We start from the raw sequence: 14,680 nt of genomic DNA on the forward strand, positions 1-14,680 counted from the left end.
CATGTCGAATCGAAAGAGTTGCACGATTGATCGCGTAGTGCATGAGCTCATGGTCGATCGTAAAAGGCTTGCGAAACTCGGAGTTCTCGACTCTTTTATTAAGCGCACCGGATTCGATCTGTTTATCAAATACGGCATCGTGCTATTCAATTCCATTGGGACGAAAGAAAGCAATGCGCTCGTCTTTGTGGACGAGGTTAACAACTCAAACATGTTTAAGAATTTGCACGCTACGAAAAGCGATCTGGACAAGCACGAAGAGACGCGCACCTTATCTTTAAGAAAAGTATGCCGCTCGAAGCACATAAGGATCGGAATATTATGGCCCGTCATCCAGCTCTTCCAAACTGTGTTCGCGGGAGCTGCTTTTGCTGTGGTTTTGTCGATCAGGAAAGAAAACAGCAAGTACGAATACAGCATGCTCAGATATTTAACAAACGCTTTTAGTAATTTTCTGAACAAACTGGATGCTCAGGCGAAGTTATACCTTCTCATGAGCGATCATCACTTCTTTTCTTCCATCGTCGCACTGCAGTATCCAGAGAAGTCATGTGTGCTGCAACATGGACTCATTCAAGATAAAGCCTTTTTCGAACCCATTCGGGCAGATTATTTTTTCGCATGGGGCAAAGCAAGTTCGAATTTGATTGGTGATAAGAGAAAGGTTTTTATCACAGGTACAAACAAATTCGACGAATGCCTAAGGGTGCAAAGATCAGCTATCAAAAGTCCGCCAAAGAAAGTTCTTGTTTGCTTGGCAACGAGTCGCAGCAAGGAAGCCATTGAGCATACGCTCAAACCCATATTTGAGCTTCAAAACCGCTTGAAGTTCGACCTGTTGATAAAAACGCATCCCGGAAGCCAATTCTCCATGGATGAACTCATTGAGGCGGCGCAGGGAAGAATAGTGAATTTGTATAAAGACGAAGCGATCGCTGATCTTGATTTTGATTTCGCCATAAGCGAGCAATCAACATCTCTCCTTGATTTCGCTTGCATGAATGTTCCGTTTATTCTATTCGATGAGGTCGATGACTCGTATTTCAGGCTTAACGATGCTGTACCTACGGCGCATGATGCTAAGGATATCGAAAAGGTTCTTCGGGACTTCGATCAGGAAGCGTTTGTTGCCATGAAGAAACGCTTCCTGGAGAACGAGTTAAATGGTGGAGTGAATACAATATATGAAAAAATCGAAGAGATACTCCGCGCGTCTCAAAACACGAATGACAACATCTGATGATCAAGGGAAAAGAGATCATCAAAGGGCTGGCGGGTTATTCGTTAACCCCAATAGCAACCGCATTAATGACTATACTGGCCATCCCGTTGATTTCGAATTTTTACCCTGCAGAAGAATACGCGAAAATAAGCATTTTCTATTCCGTTGGCGCCGTAGTCTCAAACTTTGCCTTTCTCGGACTGGACAGTTCGTTCATTCGATTCTTTTACGACCCGCCGAAATCGTTAAGTAATAAGACGATGGCGCTATTGGCGCTATGCGTCGCTACTGTAGTTAATTGCACGCTGATCTTTATTATTTTGCTGACCTGCCCCAAGATGGCAGCGGTTTTGCTGTTTGGGGAAAGCAATACCCCCGCGCTGATTGTGCTGGGTGTCTACATCGCGGGTTCAATCGCATTTAGAATGTCAAACACGATTGCTCGCATGCGGTCGGAGGTGCGCGATTACAACCTGCAGCAGATTCTTCAAAATCTAATATCAAAATTTCTTTTTGCAATTGCAGTGCTGGTTTCAACGAATTTCTTTCCGTCGATCGTGGTTATGGCGCTCGGCACTATTGCTGTTTCGACATATTTTTTGACTAAACAAAGAGAGAACTTCGGTCTAGACGGCAGCCACCCAAGTAGATCAGATATTAAGCTGCTATTTGCTTTTGGGATACCATGTTGCATAAACGGGCTTGTCCTCATACTCTCAACATCTATCGGAAAAATCATCCTTGGTTGGCTAGGGCTTTTTGAAGACGCTGGCGTTCTGGCAATAGCTATGACTATCGCTTCTGCCTTTTCCCTACTTCCACAGGCGTTTTCGCTCTATTGGTCTCCTTTTGTATACAAGAATCATGCTGCAGAACATGCGAGAATACGCGAGATGCACGACTACGTCATGGCTGCCGCGCTCGTAGCCACGTGCGTAATCGTGGTGGGTCAAGATGCACTCTATATGCTGGTAGGCCCAGGATACGCTTCATCGCAATCCTATTTCATGCTTCTAATGACCGCGCCTATAGCAACCCTTATATGCGAGACAACGGGCTACGGAACAATGCTCGCCAACAAGCCTATATACGTTAGCGTTATATCCATAATCGGAATAATCATCAATGCTTTGCTTACGTTTGTTCTGGCATCAGTCTTCGGGGGTTTTGCTGCGGGAGTCGCGGTATGCGTTTCATCGATTTTTATATGTCTTGCAAAATCTATAACCGGCCAGCTTTTCTACCCTTGCATCAATAGCATTGCCCGTTCTTCCATATCCGCAGGCGCTATCTTGCTCCTCTGTTTAGGAAATTGCCTTTTTTACGATTCATGGGGATACAAAGCCATCTCGATAGTACTTACAAGCTGCGTACTCGCGTTTTGCTACAGACGCGAAATTGGCAAAGTGCGAACGCTATTTGGAGATCGATAACTTCAGAAATGATTAGATAAGGCTCGGAAAGGAAACCCATGTTAACAAACAAGACAATACTCATCACCGGAGGAACCGGGTCGTTCGGGAACGCGTTCGCCCGCTACGTGCTCGAGAACTACGACCCCGAGAAGGTCATCGTCTACTCGCGCGACGAGTACAAGCAGTTCGTCATGCGCAACAAATTTATCGCGCTCGGCAAGGAGGCCGGCGCCGACTACGACTCCAAGCTGCGATTCTTCATCGGCGACGTGCGCGACGAGGCCCGGCTGCGCCGCGCGTGCGCGGGCGTCGACTACGTCGTCCACGCCGCCGCCCTCAAGCAGGTGCCGGCATGCGAGTACAACCCCATCGAGGCCATCAGGACCAACATCGACGGCGCCACCAACGTCATCAACGCGGCGCTCGACACGGGCGTCGAGAAGGTCGTGGCGCTCTCCACGGACAAGGCCGTAAACCCCGTGAACCTCTACGGCGGCACCAAGCTCGTCTCCGACAAGCTGTTCGTCGCCGCCAACGCCTACCGCGGCCGCTCGGGTACGACGTTCTCCGTCGTGCGCTACGGCAACGTCGCCGGGTCGCGCGGCTCGGTCATCCCGTTCTTCGACAACCTTGTCAAAAGCGGCACGAAGGAGCTCCCGATAACCGACCTGCGCATGACGCGCTTCTGGATCTCGCTCGCCGAGGGCATCGGGCTCGTGGTGAAGGCGCTCGCCGAGGCCCAGGGCGGCGAGACGTTCATCTCCAAGATTCCCTCCTTCAGGGTGACCGACCTCGCGACGGCCATGGCTCCGAACCTCAAGCAGGTGGAGGTGGGCATCCGCGAGGGCGAGAAGCTGCACGAGTGCATGGTGCCGGCGGCGGACAGCATGACCACTTACGAGTACGAGAAGAACTACGTCATCTACCCTCATATGGAGTGGTGCGACCTGTCGAAGGTCGATTTGCGAGGCGGCAAGAAGGTGGAGTCGGGGTTCGTGTACGACTCGGGGACGAACGACGAGTGGCTGTCGGTCGAGGAGTTGCGGAAGCTCGTGTCCGGCATGGAGATCAAGTACTAGGAGGCCGGCGTGGAAGAGCTAGCGATCAACGGGGGCGGACCGGTTCGAGAGCCGCTGTTGGGCTATGGGCATCAGAGCATATCCGACGACGACGTCCAAGCCGTCGTCTCGACCCTCAAGAGCGATTACTTGACCTGCGGGCCGGCCACCGAGCGGTTCGAGGACGCGATCCGAGAAGCGACGGGTGCCCGCTACGCAGCCGCCGTGGCCAACGGCACGGCGGCGCTGCACGTGGCATGCCTTGCGGCGGGGGTCGGCGGGGGCGACGAGGCGATCGTGTCGCCCATCACGTTCGCAGCCTCGGCGAACTGCGTGCTGTACTGCGGCGGGACGCCGGTTTTCGCCGACATAGATCCTCGCACGTGGAACATTTCCCCCGAGTCTATTAGGTCTAAGATCACACCGCGCACGAAGGCCGTCATCGCGGTCGATTTCGGCGGCGTGCCCGTCGACCTGGGCGCGATACGGGCGATCTGCGACGAGTTCAATCTCGTGCTTGTCGAAGACGCCGCGCATTCTCTCGGATCCTCCTGGGAGGGGCGTCCGGTGGGCAGCGTGGCGGATCTGACCACGTTCAGCTTCCATCCTGTCAAAACCATCACCACCGGCGAGGGCGGCGCGGTGACGACGAACGACCCCGAGCTCGCCAGGAGCATCGTCCTGTTCTCGAAGCACGGCATCACGAGGGATCGCGCGCAGATGCAAAATCCCGATGAGGGAGGCTGGTGCTACGAGCAGCTCGAGCTGGGCTACAACTATCGGATGAGTGATATCCAGGCGGCGCTGGGCGTTTCGCAAATGAAGCGCCTCGAAGGCTTTTCCAAGCGACGCCGCGAGATCGTGAAGTACTATAACGAAGCGTTCGCGGATATCCCCGAGGTTTCCTTCCAGCTCGATCCAGCACCCAGCGATACGACGCGTCATCTCTATGTTCTGCGTTTTGGCGTGGAAGCGCTTGGAGTCACGCGGCGATTCATTTTCGATGCTCTGCGCGCTGAGGGGATCGGCGTGAACGTGCACTACTTGCCGGTCTATCGCCTGCCTTACTACGAAAAGCTCGGCTACGATCCCGAGTGCTGTCCCGAGGCCAACCGCTACTACGACGAGGCGGTCACGCTTCCGCTACACTGTTGCATGACGGACGACGACATGCAAGACGTAGTGAAAGCCGTTCGTAAGTTGATAGATTGGTGCAAGGCTCAGGGTTAAGGATCTATATGTTGATGACGCAATCGATAAGCGAGATCAACGTACTGTTGTTAAGGCAGCTCAGCTCGTTCTTCGTTTTAAGCGAAGACGACAAGAAGGCAGTTGAGCAAAGCGTCCCCTGCGCGCTGGATAAATGCGAGAGATCCTTTTCGAAAACCAGGAACAAGTATTACAGCGAAGCGGGTGTAACCAAATTCGATCCTCTTCATGGGCGTCAATGGTCGCGCTTTCTCTACGAGCTGGCTCGCTGTATATTCCTTGGGGGGGGGGGTGCGTCTGTGAGTGACAAGCTGTACGCTCTTAACAAGGCGATGGCTTCCGTTGATTTGTTCTACCAGGTAGAGTTGCCCGACATCTTCACGTTCGACCATCCGCTGGGATCCGTTATGGGGCGTGCAAGCTATTCGGATTATTTCACGTTTTCGCAGGGATGCACGGTCGGGAACAACCGGGGTATCTACCCTCGGTTCGGCCAATCGGTTTTCATGCTGTCGGACAGTAAGGTAATCGGCGATTGCGAGATAGGCAGCAACGTGATTATCGGCGCCAATGCGTACGTGAAAGATGTGGATATCCCCAGCAATTCACTCGTTTTCGGACAAAGCCCGAATCTCGTGATCAAAGAGAATCGCGCGGATGCGGTTCGATCGTATGTCGAGGAGGTGTTTCGCTATGAGTAGCATCGCCGTTATCACGGCTCGCGGCGGTTCGAAGCGCATACCGCGCAAGAACATCAAAGAGTTTTGCGGTAAGCCCATCATCGCATATTCTATCGAGGCGGCGCTCGAGAGCGGGCTTTTCGACGAAGTGATGGTATCGACCGACGATGAGGAGATCGCGGAGATCGCTAAGGAATATGGCGCGAGCGTGCCGTTCCTTCGCAGCGAAAATAATAGCGATGACCATGCAACGAGTGCCGATGTCTTGTCTGAAGTTCTTTTCGAGTATCGTTCGCGTGATAGCGAGTTCGATATTCTCGCCTGTATTTACCCGACGGCACCTTTTATCACGGCGGAAGAGTTGCGCAACGCGGCCAAGCTGCTTACGAACACGGACACGTCCTCCGTTGTTGCAGTGACGGATTTCGACTTTCCTCCTCAACGGGCCTTCTTGTTGAGCGACGACGGCAATCTCACTTGGGAGCGTCCGGAGAATGCGCTTACGCGGAGTCAGGATCTGCCGAGAACCGCTCATGATTGCGGTCGCTTTTATTTTGCGCGTACGGCATCGTGGGAACGGTTCCGTTCCTTTATGATGCCCAATTGCAGGGGGTACTATATAGATCCCGCCCTTGTTCAGGATATAGACACTCCGAGCGACTGGCGAATGGCCGAGATGAAATATCTCATGTGGAAAGATGGAGAGAGCGAAAATGAAACTATTTGACATTATTAGCAACGGAGACGTTTACTTCATCGCCGAGATGAGCGGCAATCATGGTGGAAGTCTTGAAAAGGCCATGGAGATAGTGGCGGCCGCTTCGGTCGCTGGGGCAGACTGCTTGAAGCTTCAGACTTACACAGCCGATACGATAACCATCGACTGCGACAGTTCGGATTTCCAAACCTTGAAGGGCCTCTGGCAGGGGCGCACTCTCTACGACCTCTACAAGGAAGCGTATACGCCTTGGGAGTGGCAGGGAGAAATCAAGAGCGAGTGCGAGCGATTGGGTATGGACTTCCTTAGCTCGGTGTTCGATCCTACATCTGTCGATTTTCTTGAGTCCATCGGCTGCGAAGCGTATAAAATCGCGTCGCCCGAGCTGGTGGACATTCCCCTTATCGAGTACGCGGCCTCAAAAGGCAAGCCCATGGTCATCTCCTGCGGCATGGGCACGGTCGAGGAGATCCAAGATGCGGTCGACGCCTGCCATCGCATGAACAACGATCAGATAGTGCTTCTCAAGTGCACGAGCGAGTATCCCGCCGTTTATGCGGATATGAATATTGCGACTATGGCGGATATGCGTGAGCGCTTTGGCTGCACGGTGGGCCTGTCCGATCATTCAATGGGCTGGACGGTGGACGTCGCCGCCGCAGCTCTTGGCGCAAGCGTGATCGAAAAGCATTTCTGTATCACTCGCGCTGAAGAGACGGTGGATTCCGCTTTCTCCATGGATTGCGAAGAATTCAAGAGCATGATCGAAGCTGTACGCTGTGCGCGCGACGCGGTGGGGCATGTCACTTATGAGCGCACCCCACGCGAGGAAGAGAACATCGCGGGTCGTCGATCCCTCTATGCCGTAGCGCCTATTCATATAGGGGATACTTTTACAAACGAAAACATTCGCAGCATTCGCCCTGCCCACGGTCTGGCCTCGAAGCACCTTCCGAAACTACTCGGCAAGACGGCGCGGCGGGATATCCCCTTTGGTTCGCCAATTAGGCAAGAGGATCTGGACTCATAGAGTGAAGGCGAAGCTCGCAAGCTGTCCTACGATTGCCATTCGCGCCGACGGTTCCAGGTCCGTCGGCATGGGGCACGTGATGAGAACGCTTTCCATTGCGGAGGCACTTCGAGTCGCCGGCGCCCATGTGCTTTATGTTTGCGCCGACAAACAGCCAAAAGAGATCATCGAATCACGCGGTTTTGAGGTTCTGGTGCTCGAAACGGATCCCGCTAATCTCATGGGCGAGTTTCAAAGGCTCTCCCTTGTACTGCGCGATATAGATGCGCAATTCGTTTTCGTGGATAGCTTCGATGCAACGGATTCCTACTTCGAGTCCGTTCGAGCCTTGTGCCCGGTGGGAAGCTTCGCATTTGGAAGGAAGTTCACACGAGGCCTCGATCTCGTCGTGTCGTATCTTCCTAGCTCAGATGAGCAATGGCTGAAGGACCGTTTCGGCCGTGATGGAATAGCTCTTCTGTTCGGTGCGCGTTACGTTCCGGCGAGAAGAGAGTTTCTTGATATGAATAAACGCAGCTTTGCCAATTACGTTAAGAGCGTGTTGATCGTAGCAGGAGGCTCTGACCAGCTAGGAATGTGCGCGCGCATCCTTGAAAAACTTCAGGGCGACTCTTTCTGGAGTGCGATCGAAAAGCACGTCGTAGTGGGGCCGACATCCGGTTGTCGCAACAAGGTTCTTTCATTGGCCGAGGATGACGCCAGCGTTTTCGTTCACGAATCGGTGAGGGATATGGCGTCCCTTATGTCGGAATGCGACATCGCGATCACGGCATGCGGTCATTCGGTCTACGAACTTGCGCTATGCAGGGTACCCATGGTCGCATACGCAACATCGGCCGATCAGGCCGAGAACGGTTTTGTGCCCGGCATCATGGAATTCATTGGAGACATCAGGTCCGATTTGGATGCTGGCACGGATAAAATATGCGCATCTGCGCATAGCCTTGTGGTCGACGCATCGCGGCGCGCCGCCCAGATCAGCGCAGCTTCTACTCTGGGGGTTGACGGCAGGGGCGCAGAGCGCATTGCGAAGCAGATTCTCGACATTGCGCAAAGGGGGCCCAAGTGAATAAAGGTGGGGTCAGACCGCTTGTCATATATGGAACTGGCGATACTGCAACGCTCGTATACTCCATTGCGATCGAGGCGGGCATCGAGGTGGCCGCATTTACGTCCGACGCGCTCGACGCCCGCATGGATACGGAGTTACCGCCTTTTGTGGCCAAATCAGATTTGGCGAAGGAGTTTCCTCCGGAACAGTACGACATGGCCATGGGCTTCATCGGAAAGGATCTCCAGAAAACCCGCGAGGAGAAGTACTGCGAGATGTTGAACAAGGGATATCGTTTTCCCAATGTGGTGCAGCCTGGGGCGCATGTGTCCGGAATGCTGGGAAAGGGCAACATTGTTATGGCCGGGGCGGTGGTTGGGCCTAGATGCAGCATCGCCGATTGCAACATCCTGTGGCAGAACTGCGTGCTTTCGCATGATAACGAGATCGGAGACTTCAACAACATATCGCCCACGGCGTCTTTCTCCGGATATGCCAGGGCGGGAAGCCATTGTCTTATTGGGAACGGGGCGCAGCTCAACAACTTCGTTGTCGTCAATGATTGGGCGCTCGTAGGAGCCGGGGCATACGCACGTGAAGATGTTCCGACTGAGGCCGTGCTCGTGCCGCCTCGAAGTTATGTCCTGGATGGCAGGAAGGGAATAGAGTTCGCATGAAAGACGATTGGAAAGCCGTGGAGTACGGGAGTGAGTTTCCTTTGGAAACCGTGGTAGGAGCGCCCTGCGTTGATGGCGGCGGCTATGTGTACACGAGGTCGGGTCGCGATGCTCTGCGTCTCGTGGCCTCCTTCCTGAAAAATGCGGGCACCGACGAGGTCTTGCTGCCTTGTTATTGCTGCGAGTGCATGGAGTGGCCTTTCCTCGACGAAGGGCTCGATGTGCATTATTACCGCGTTTTGGAGGAGTTCAGGATCGATTTAGACGACGTTGATGCGATGGCTGCTAAAAGAGGGCGTGTCGCCCTTCTCTATATGCATTATTTTGGGTTGCCGTCTGCCAGCGACGTCGAATTGGAAGAAATCAAAAAGAAGCACTCGTTGACGATCGTTAAAGACGCTACTCACGATTGGCTCGATTATGATTTCGAGGACAAGTCGGATTTAGACGACTACACGGTGCTGAGCCTTCGCAAATGGGCGGGGCTGCCGGAGGGTGGTATTGCGTTTTCTGCCAAACATCGACTACCCGTCGTCCCGGTTGTGAGCAAGGATTTCGAGTCTCGAAGAGAATCGGCCATGGATCTCAAGCGCGAGTATCTTTATGGGATGGATGCGCGACTCAAGCCGCAGTACCTCTCTGAGCTTCGCGAATGCAACGAGCTTCTCGACTCGTTCCGGGAAACGTCCGGTATGGGGGAGAGATCGAGGGCTCTTTGCGGAGGGGTGGGCTGGCAGGCCGTGAAGACGGCACGACGCGAGAATGCAAAGCTGCTTGCCAAAGGACTTCAAGATATGGGTGTAACCTGCTTTTACCAAGAGGGCTCGGCTCCCCTTTGGATGCCTTTCGTCCCCTGCTGCGATCGCGACGAACTTCAGGCAAGCATGAGCGAGCGGGGTTTGTATTGCCCGTATTTGTGGCCCATTCCTAGGAGCGCCGAAGGTTGTTCTGGATTCGTGGATGAATTCGTCGGAAGAATGCTGTGTCTGCCTTGCGATCAGCGTTACGATGCGGCAGACGTTGGCGATATGCTTCGTATTCTGAGCGAGTGTTTGAAAAGGGTTGTCAAATGACAAAAGCTGTCCTTCTTTTAGGCGGGTCGGCTCAGCAGCTCGATTCTTTTGAGGCGGCGCGGCGCTTAGGGTACCGCACTGTGCTTTGCGATTGGGATCCAAATTGCCCGGGACGGGAACTGGCCGATTCGTTCTACGAAGTGAGTACTATAGACCGTGAAGCGGTGCTGAGGGTTGCGCGTGCCGAGAGCGTAGACGGCGTTGTTTCCTATGCCTCGGATGCTTCGGCACCCGTCGCGGCATGGGTTTCGGAGCGGCTCGGGTTACCTGGTAACCCTTGCGAATCGGTTGCCATGCTGTGCGACAAAGGGCGATTCCGTGCCTTTTTGGCCGAGAACGGTTTTGCTGTGCCAGATAACGTTGTTGCTAACAGTGGCGATAGATCGGCTGCTAAGTCTGCTGCTCAAATGATTGGTCTTCCGCTCGTGGTCAAGCCTGTCGACTCCGCGGGAAGCCGTGGCGTTTCTGTCGTGCGCGATTTTTCCGAGCTCGTTGCCGCGTTTAACCGTGCTTGCGAATTCTCGCGCAAGGGTGAAGTGGTTATGGAAAGCTATATTGAGACCGCCACTGCAGGTCGCGTTATCGAGGCTGAGCTATTCGTTGAGGGTGGAAAAATAATCTCCTGGGGTCTTATGAGTGCCTATCGGGATTTGTCTTTAAATGGAGTCGTTCCTTCGTGCTACATTCATCCGATGGATGAATGTAGCAGAGTTAATGCCTCTGTTCACGAGGTCCTCTCCGCTCTTGTCGCTCGTGCGGGCATCGTTCAGGGTGCTATGAACATTGAGCTAATTGCCAATAAGTCAGGCGACATTTATATCATTGATGTTGGTCCCCGTAACGGAGGTAACTACCTTCCGCGTTTTTTCTCCTACATCTCTGGTGACGATATTGTTGAAGCTACGCTTAGGATAGCGGTCGGTGACCCATCCGGGCTTAAGCATTTCGAGCAATCAAAGGATGGCCTCTGGGTGCAATTCATGCATTACGCCCAGACATCGGGCATCTTCAACGGATTTGAATTCACAAAAGAGTATGAGGGAGCGCATGTTGAGACTCACCTTTACAAAGAGCTGGGCTCGCATGTTGAACCGCTAGAAAGCATTTCTGACTCCATTGGCGTGAGTCTTTTGCATTTTCCGAGCGAAAGCGATCCTGGAGCTCTTTCTGCGAGACTTCCTGCTATGTGTCGCCCCAAAATTCATTGATGACCTCAAGGGAGTTGTGATTCAAGAAGGTGCGGGAGAGGTGCGGTCTTGCCGCCTAGGCAGTCCAAACGGCCGTACTCCTTGATGTTGGTGGAGAAGTGACGCAAATTAACACGAAGGTTGGATCTATGACCCGGATTGTGGTTTTGACTGGATCAAAGTCACGCTGAAGGTGTTCATCATCGTCACGCATGTGGGCTTGATAACCGCCTCCATGTGGCAAGACCTTCTGTTTCCCTTCTGAATCGATCAAGCCGTTCCGCCTCTCTGGGTGATCAGCTCCTTTCTGCTCGCGGCGGCTTTCGAGCGGCACGGGTCGACTCGGGCGCGAGACGAGCTCGCGCGAAGCGTTCCCGCGCCCCGCCTGTCCCGCGTGGCGATTACCTATACGGCGATCTTCGCACTGATGCTCGCGATAGTTTTGTGCAGAGGATCGGATCTTTCGAGCTTGGCATCGCATCTAATAGGCGTCGAATGCTGCCAATTGGACGAGGTCGCATCGACTGCGATCCTGTGGCTTGCAGGAGGGGTCGGGCCGGAAGGCTATTACGTGTCCATCCTCTTTCAGATGTACGCCCTCTTCCCGTTCATGTATGCGGCTTCAGAAAGAAGCCGCTTTTGACGGATCACGGCGCTGTACTCCGGTTCTGTCTTTTACGTGCTTCTTGCCGCGTACGCCGAGCTGGCAGACGGAAGAAGCCGGCAACCCGGCAGGGTTTCGCGCTGCGTGGAATACCTCAGCAAGGCAGCTCCATGTCTACCTGTTCCAGATGCTGTACTTCAATTTCTTGAACGCCCACTTGTAGCAAAAGCTCGCCGCGCTACCCTTGTGGGAAGTAGTCGCCGGCAGCGTTCTCGTTTGCGTTGTTGTGGGAGTCGCACTGTACTGGTGCGAAAGCCTTGTTAGAAGAAGAATCAAACGTTTCCGGGCGCAGACTGCCGCACTCCGAGAATTGGATCCAGCGAAAGCCGTCATTCCTCGTTAGCAGCAAACAGCAGAATTGCAATAAGCATGCATTGTGCATGAAACCGCAGTTTCATCGCTGGTTTCATCTGCCCAGCAGAAACCCCTCTGCCGCCTCGTTGAACTCCGCCCGGTTCTTCCTCGCCACGAAGTGATCCCCCTCCACGAAGGCGAGCCTTGCATCCGGGATGCTGCTCGCTATAAACCTGGTGTGCTCTTCCTTAATCATGTCCCTCGTGCCGGCCACCACCAGCGTCGGCATGCTCAGGGCGGCTAGCTCCTCAGGCGCGATGTTCGGGTCGTTCACCATGAGGCCGAGCATCTCGGCGTTGCGGCGCGCCCGCCCGCTCCGCCTCCCGAAGAACGACGCCACGCGATAGCCCGCCTCGATGGGCAGCTGCACCGACGGCTTCACGCCGTGCGCGTCGAGGTTCGCGCCGTTGAGCACCAGCTTGCCCACGCGCTCGGGATGCGCGAGCGCGAACACGAGGGCGATGTTCCCTCCGTCGGAGAATCCCAGCAAGTGAGCGCGCTCGATGCCGCGCTCGTCCATGAATTCCAACAGGTCGTCGGCGAACTGGCGGATGGTGAAGGGCGCCTTCCCGCGCGGCGACTTCCCGTGCCCGCGCGTGTCGAGAGCTATTACGCGAAAACGCGGCGCGAATGCGCTCATCTGATGCTCGAAGTACGAGCCGTCCTCGCCGTTGCCGTGCAGCAGGATGAGCGTCTCGCCCGATCCCTGCTCGCGGTAGTGCAGCTCGACGTCCATCGCCGCTCCCTCCCTTTGCGGGCGTTTCGCCCCGATGCGGGATATCATACCAGCTTGGAGCATCGACGGGCGTACAATGGCCGGGTAGCGCTGCAAGGGGAGAGTGGGGGGGTTGCCGTGAACCAGCGCACCGCACTGCTGTCGGAGGCGTTCTTCTGCTTGGGGCTGGGCGCGTCGAGCGCCTGGTGGCTGTCGATGACGTCGAGCCCGTTCGTCTGGTCGTCCTCGTCCCTCGATGCCGGGAGCGCCTCGCTCGTCGTCCATGCAGCGTACCTGCTCGTGCAAATCGCCTGCGTTATCGCGGCGTTGCGGTTCATGCTGGGTTACGCGCAAAGACGTACGTTCGCCCTCTCGGCGGGGCTGTGCGCCGCTGGCACGGCAGGCCTGCTGGCCGCCTTGTTCTTCGGGCTTCCCGTGCCGTGCGTCATGGCTGCGCGAGCCGTCGCAGCGTGCGGCGGGGCTTTGCTGTTCTTGTGTTGGATGTCGCCGTTCACGGTTCTGATAGGCCATAAGAGGCCGGGATCGGTCTTCCTTGTCGCCACGGTGCTGGGCACGGTCATGTGGTTCGTGACCACGCACATCGATGCGACCGTAGCAACCGTCTCTCTCGTGGCGCTGCCCATGCTCTCGGGTGCCGCCATGCTCGGCCTTCCTCCTGAAAGTCGCGAACCCGCCCGTGTGCTTCGACCGTGCGCGCGCAAGCAGCGGCTGCCGCTCGGCAAGCTGTTCCCGCTCGCGTTCGTCGTCGGCCTGCTCGTCTACGAGCTGCCCATGGGGTTCGTCACGGGCTCCGCGAGCATCGCAGCGTCGGACGCGTCGGGCGGCGCTCTGTTCCAAACCTACGGCATCTACACGGTGATCATGGCCATCGTCGCCGGGGCCGACTACGCTCTGGCGCGCCACGAGCGTTACTCGGCGCTGCTCTACCGGTTCGTCGTGCCCATCATCTCGATCGGCCTCATCCTGCTCGCGCTTGCACGGGCCGAAGACCAGGTGCTCGCATCGGCCATGGTGCTCGCCGGCACCATCCTGTTCGAGATGTTCATTATGGTCGCGTTCGCGCGCATTACGCTCGCTGCGCGCGAGAGCCCCTGGCGCATCTTCGGCTTCGGGGGCGCCGTGGTGCAAGCGTCGTTGCTCGCGGCGTTCTTCGGCGGCCTGGTTCTGGCGAAGGCGGCAAGCACGTGGGCAACTGCCATCGCGCTCGGCCTCGTGTTCGTGTTCATCCTGGCGGGTTCGTTCGACGTGCCGGGGAAGAACCTGCTCGCGGCGGGCGCGGACGGCATACCGCGCGATGCCGGGGACGAACCGCTCGACGGCCGCATCGAGGCGTTCGCCTATATGTTCGGCTTGTCGACGCGGGAAATCGAGGTGCTCGGCCTCATCGCTCGCGGGCGCAGCGTCCAGGCGGCCGCCGACGAGCTGTTCGTGGCGCACAGCACCGTGAAAACCCACATCGGCCATATCTACGAGAAGGCGGGCGTGAGCAACCGCCAGGATCTACTGAAGCTGCTCGACGGGTTCGGTGGATAGCCGACGGGCTCGGAACCGAGAATGCTCCCCGACGGGAGGGCCATCGGGGAGCGGAAGGAAGGAGCGCGCGTGC

General features: G+C 55.7%; 13 protein-coding genes. 12 read left to right on the plus strand and 1 reads right to left on the minus strand.

Features of this window, described 5'->3' with window-relative positions; genetic code table 11:
- Position 1: 1 nt before the first annotated feature.
- The 11 genes from GT590_RS02090 to GT590_RS02140 all read left to right on the plus strand — a co-directional run bounded on the left by GT590_RS02090 (position 2) and on the right by GT590_RS02140 (position 11,341).
- Positions 2-1,240, plus strand: coding sequence for a hypothetical protein (locus tag GT590_RS02090; RefSeq protein ID WP_114518647.1), 1,239 nt, complete (start codon positions 2-4; stop codon positions 1,238-1,240).
- Positions 1,240-2,655 carry a lipopolysaccharide biosynthesis protein gene (locus tag GT590_RS02095; protein WP_035585782.1) on the plus strand — a complete coding sequence of 472 codons (1,416 nt, stop codon included), beginning with the start codon at positions 1,240-1,242 and terminating at the stop codon, positions 2,653-2,655. Before GT590_RS02090 ends, GT590_RS02095 begins: the two co-directional genes overlap by 1 nt.
- 38 nt (positions 2,656-2,693) lie before the next feature.
- On the plus strand, positions 2,694-3,716 hold the full coding sequence (gene pseB / locus GT590_RS02100; RefSeq protein WP_035585783.1) for a UDP-N-acetylglucosamine 4,6-dehydratase (inverting): 1,023 nt from the start codon (positions 2,694-2,696) through the stop codon (positions 3,714-3,716).
- Between the two features lie 9 nt (positions 3,717-3,725).
- Complete coding sequence (gene pseC, locus GT590_RS02105) at positions 3,726-4,925, plus strand: UDP-4-amino-4,6-dideoxy-N-acetyl-beta-L-altrosamine transaminase (protein ID WP_035585784.1); 1,200 nt, start codon at positions 3,726-3,728, stop codon at positions 4,923-4,925.
- Between the two features lie 14 nt (positions 4,926-4,939).
- A complete protein-coding gene (locus tag GT590_RS02110; protein WP_232330183.1) occupies positions 4,940-5,605 on the plus strand; it encodes a transferase in 666 nt (221 codons plus the stop codon).
- Entirely contained in the window at positions 5,598-6,311 is a 714-nt protein-coding gene (gene pseF / locus GT590_RS02115; RefSeq protein WP_035585785.1) for a pseudaminic acid cytidylyltransferase, read from the plus strand. Before GT590_RS02110 ends, pseF begins: the two co-directional genes overlap by 8 nt.
- Positions 6,298-7,332, plus strand: a complete 1,035-nt coding sequence (gene pseI / locus GT590_RS02120; RefSeq protein ID WP_035585786.1) for a pseudaminic acid synthase — start codon at positions 6,298-6,300, stop codon at positions 7,330-7,332. Before pseF ends, pseI begins: the two co-directional genes overlap by 14 nt.
- A gap of 79 nt (positions 7,333-7,411) precedes the next feature.
- On the plus strand, positions 7,412-8,401 hold the full coding sequence (locus tag GT590_RS02125; protein ID WP_147271451.1) for a hypothetical protein: 990 nt from the start codon (positions 7,412-7,414) through the stop codon (positions 8,399-8,401).
- A complete protein-coding gene (locus GT590_RS14735; RefSeq protein ID WP_035585788.1) occupies positions 8,398-9,060 on the plus strand; it encodes a hypothetical protein in 663 nt (220 codons plus the stop codon). Before GT590_RS02125 ends, GT590_RS14735 begins: the two co-directional genes overlap by 4 nt.
- Positions 9,057-10,133: a hypothetical protein gene (locus GT590_RS02135; protein WP_035585789.1), complete on the plus strand. Its 1,077-nt coding sequence runs from the start codon at positions 9,057-9,059 to the stop codon at positions 10,131-10,133. The genes GT590_RS14735 and GT590_RS02135 overlap by 4 nt, the downstream gene beginning before the upstream one ends.
- The gene (locus GT590_RS02140; RefSeq protein ID WP_035585790.1) at positions 10,130-11,341 is read left to right on the plus strand and encodes an acetyl-CoA carboxylase biotin carboxylase subunit family protein; all 1,212 of its coding nucleotides are present in this window, start codon (positions 10,130-10,132) and stop codon (positions 11,339-11,341) included. The genes GT590_RS02135 and GT590_RS02140 overlap by 4 nt, the downstream gene beginning before the upstream one ends.
- Before the next feature lie 1,049 nt (positions 11,342-12,390).
- On the opposite strand, the gene GT590_RS02145 is transcribed toward GT590_RS02140, so the two are convergent.
- Positions 12,391-13,074 (minus strand): alpha/beta fold hydrolase, encoded by a 684-nt coding sequence (locus tag GT590_RS02145; RefSeq protein WP_035585792.1) that lies wholly within the window; start codon positions 13,072-13,074, stop codon positions 12,391-12,393.
- 117 nt (positions 13,075-13,191) lie between these two features.
- On the opposite strand from GT590_RS02145, the gene GT590_RS14795 reads away from it, so the two are divergent.
- Positions 13,192-14,607, plus strand: coding sequence for a helix-turn-helix transcriptional regulator (locus tag GT590_RS14795; protein ID WP_035585793.1), 1,416 nt, complete (start codon positions 13,192-13,194; stop codon positions 14,605-14,607).
- The last annotated feature ends 73 nt before the right edge of the window (positions 14,608-14,680 follow it).

Origin of the sequence: Eggerthella sp. BIOML-A1, from assembly GCF_009875595.1 — a bacterium.
Classification (GTDB): domain Bacteria; phylum Actinomycetota; class Coriobacteriia; order Coriobacteriales; family Eggerthellaceae; genus Eggerthella; species Eggerthella lenta.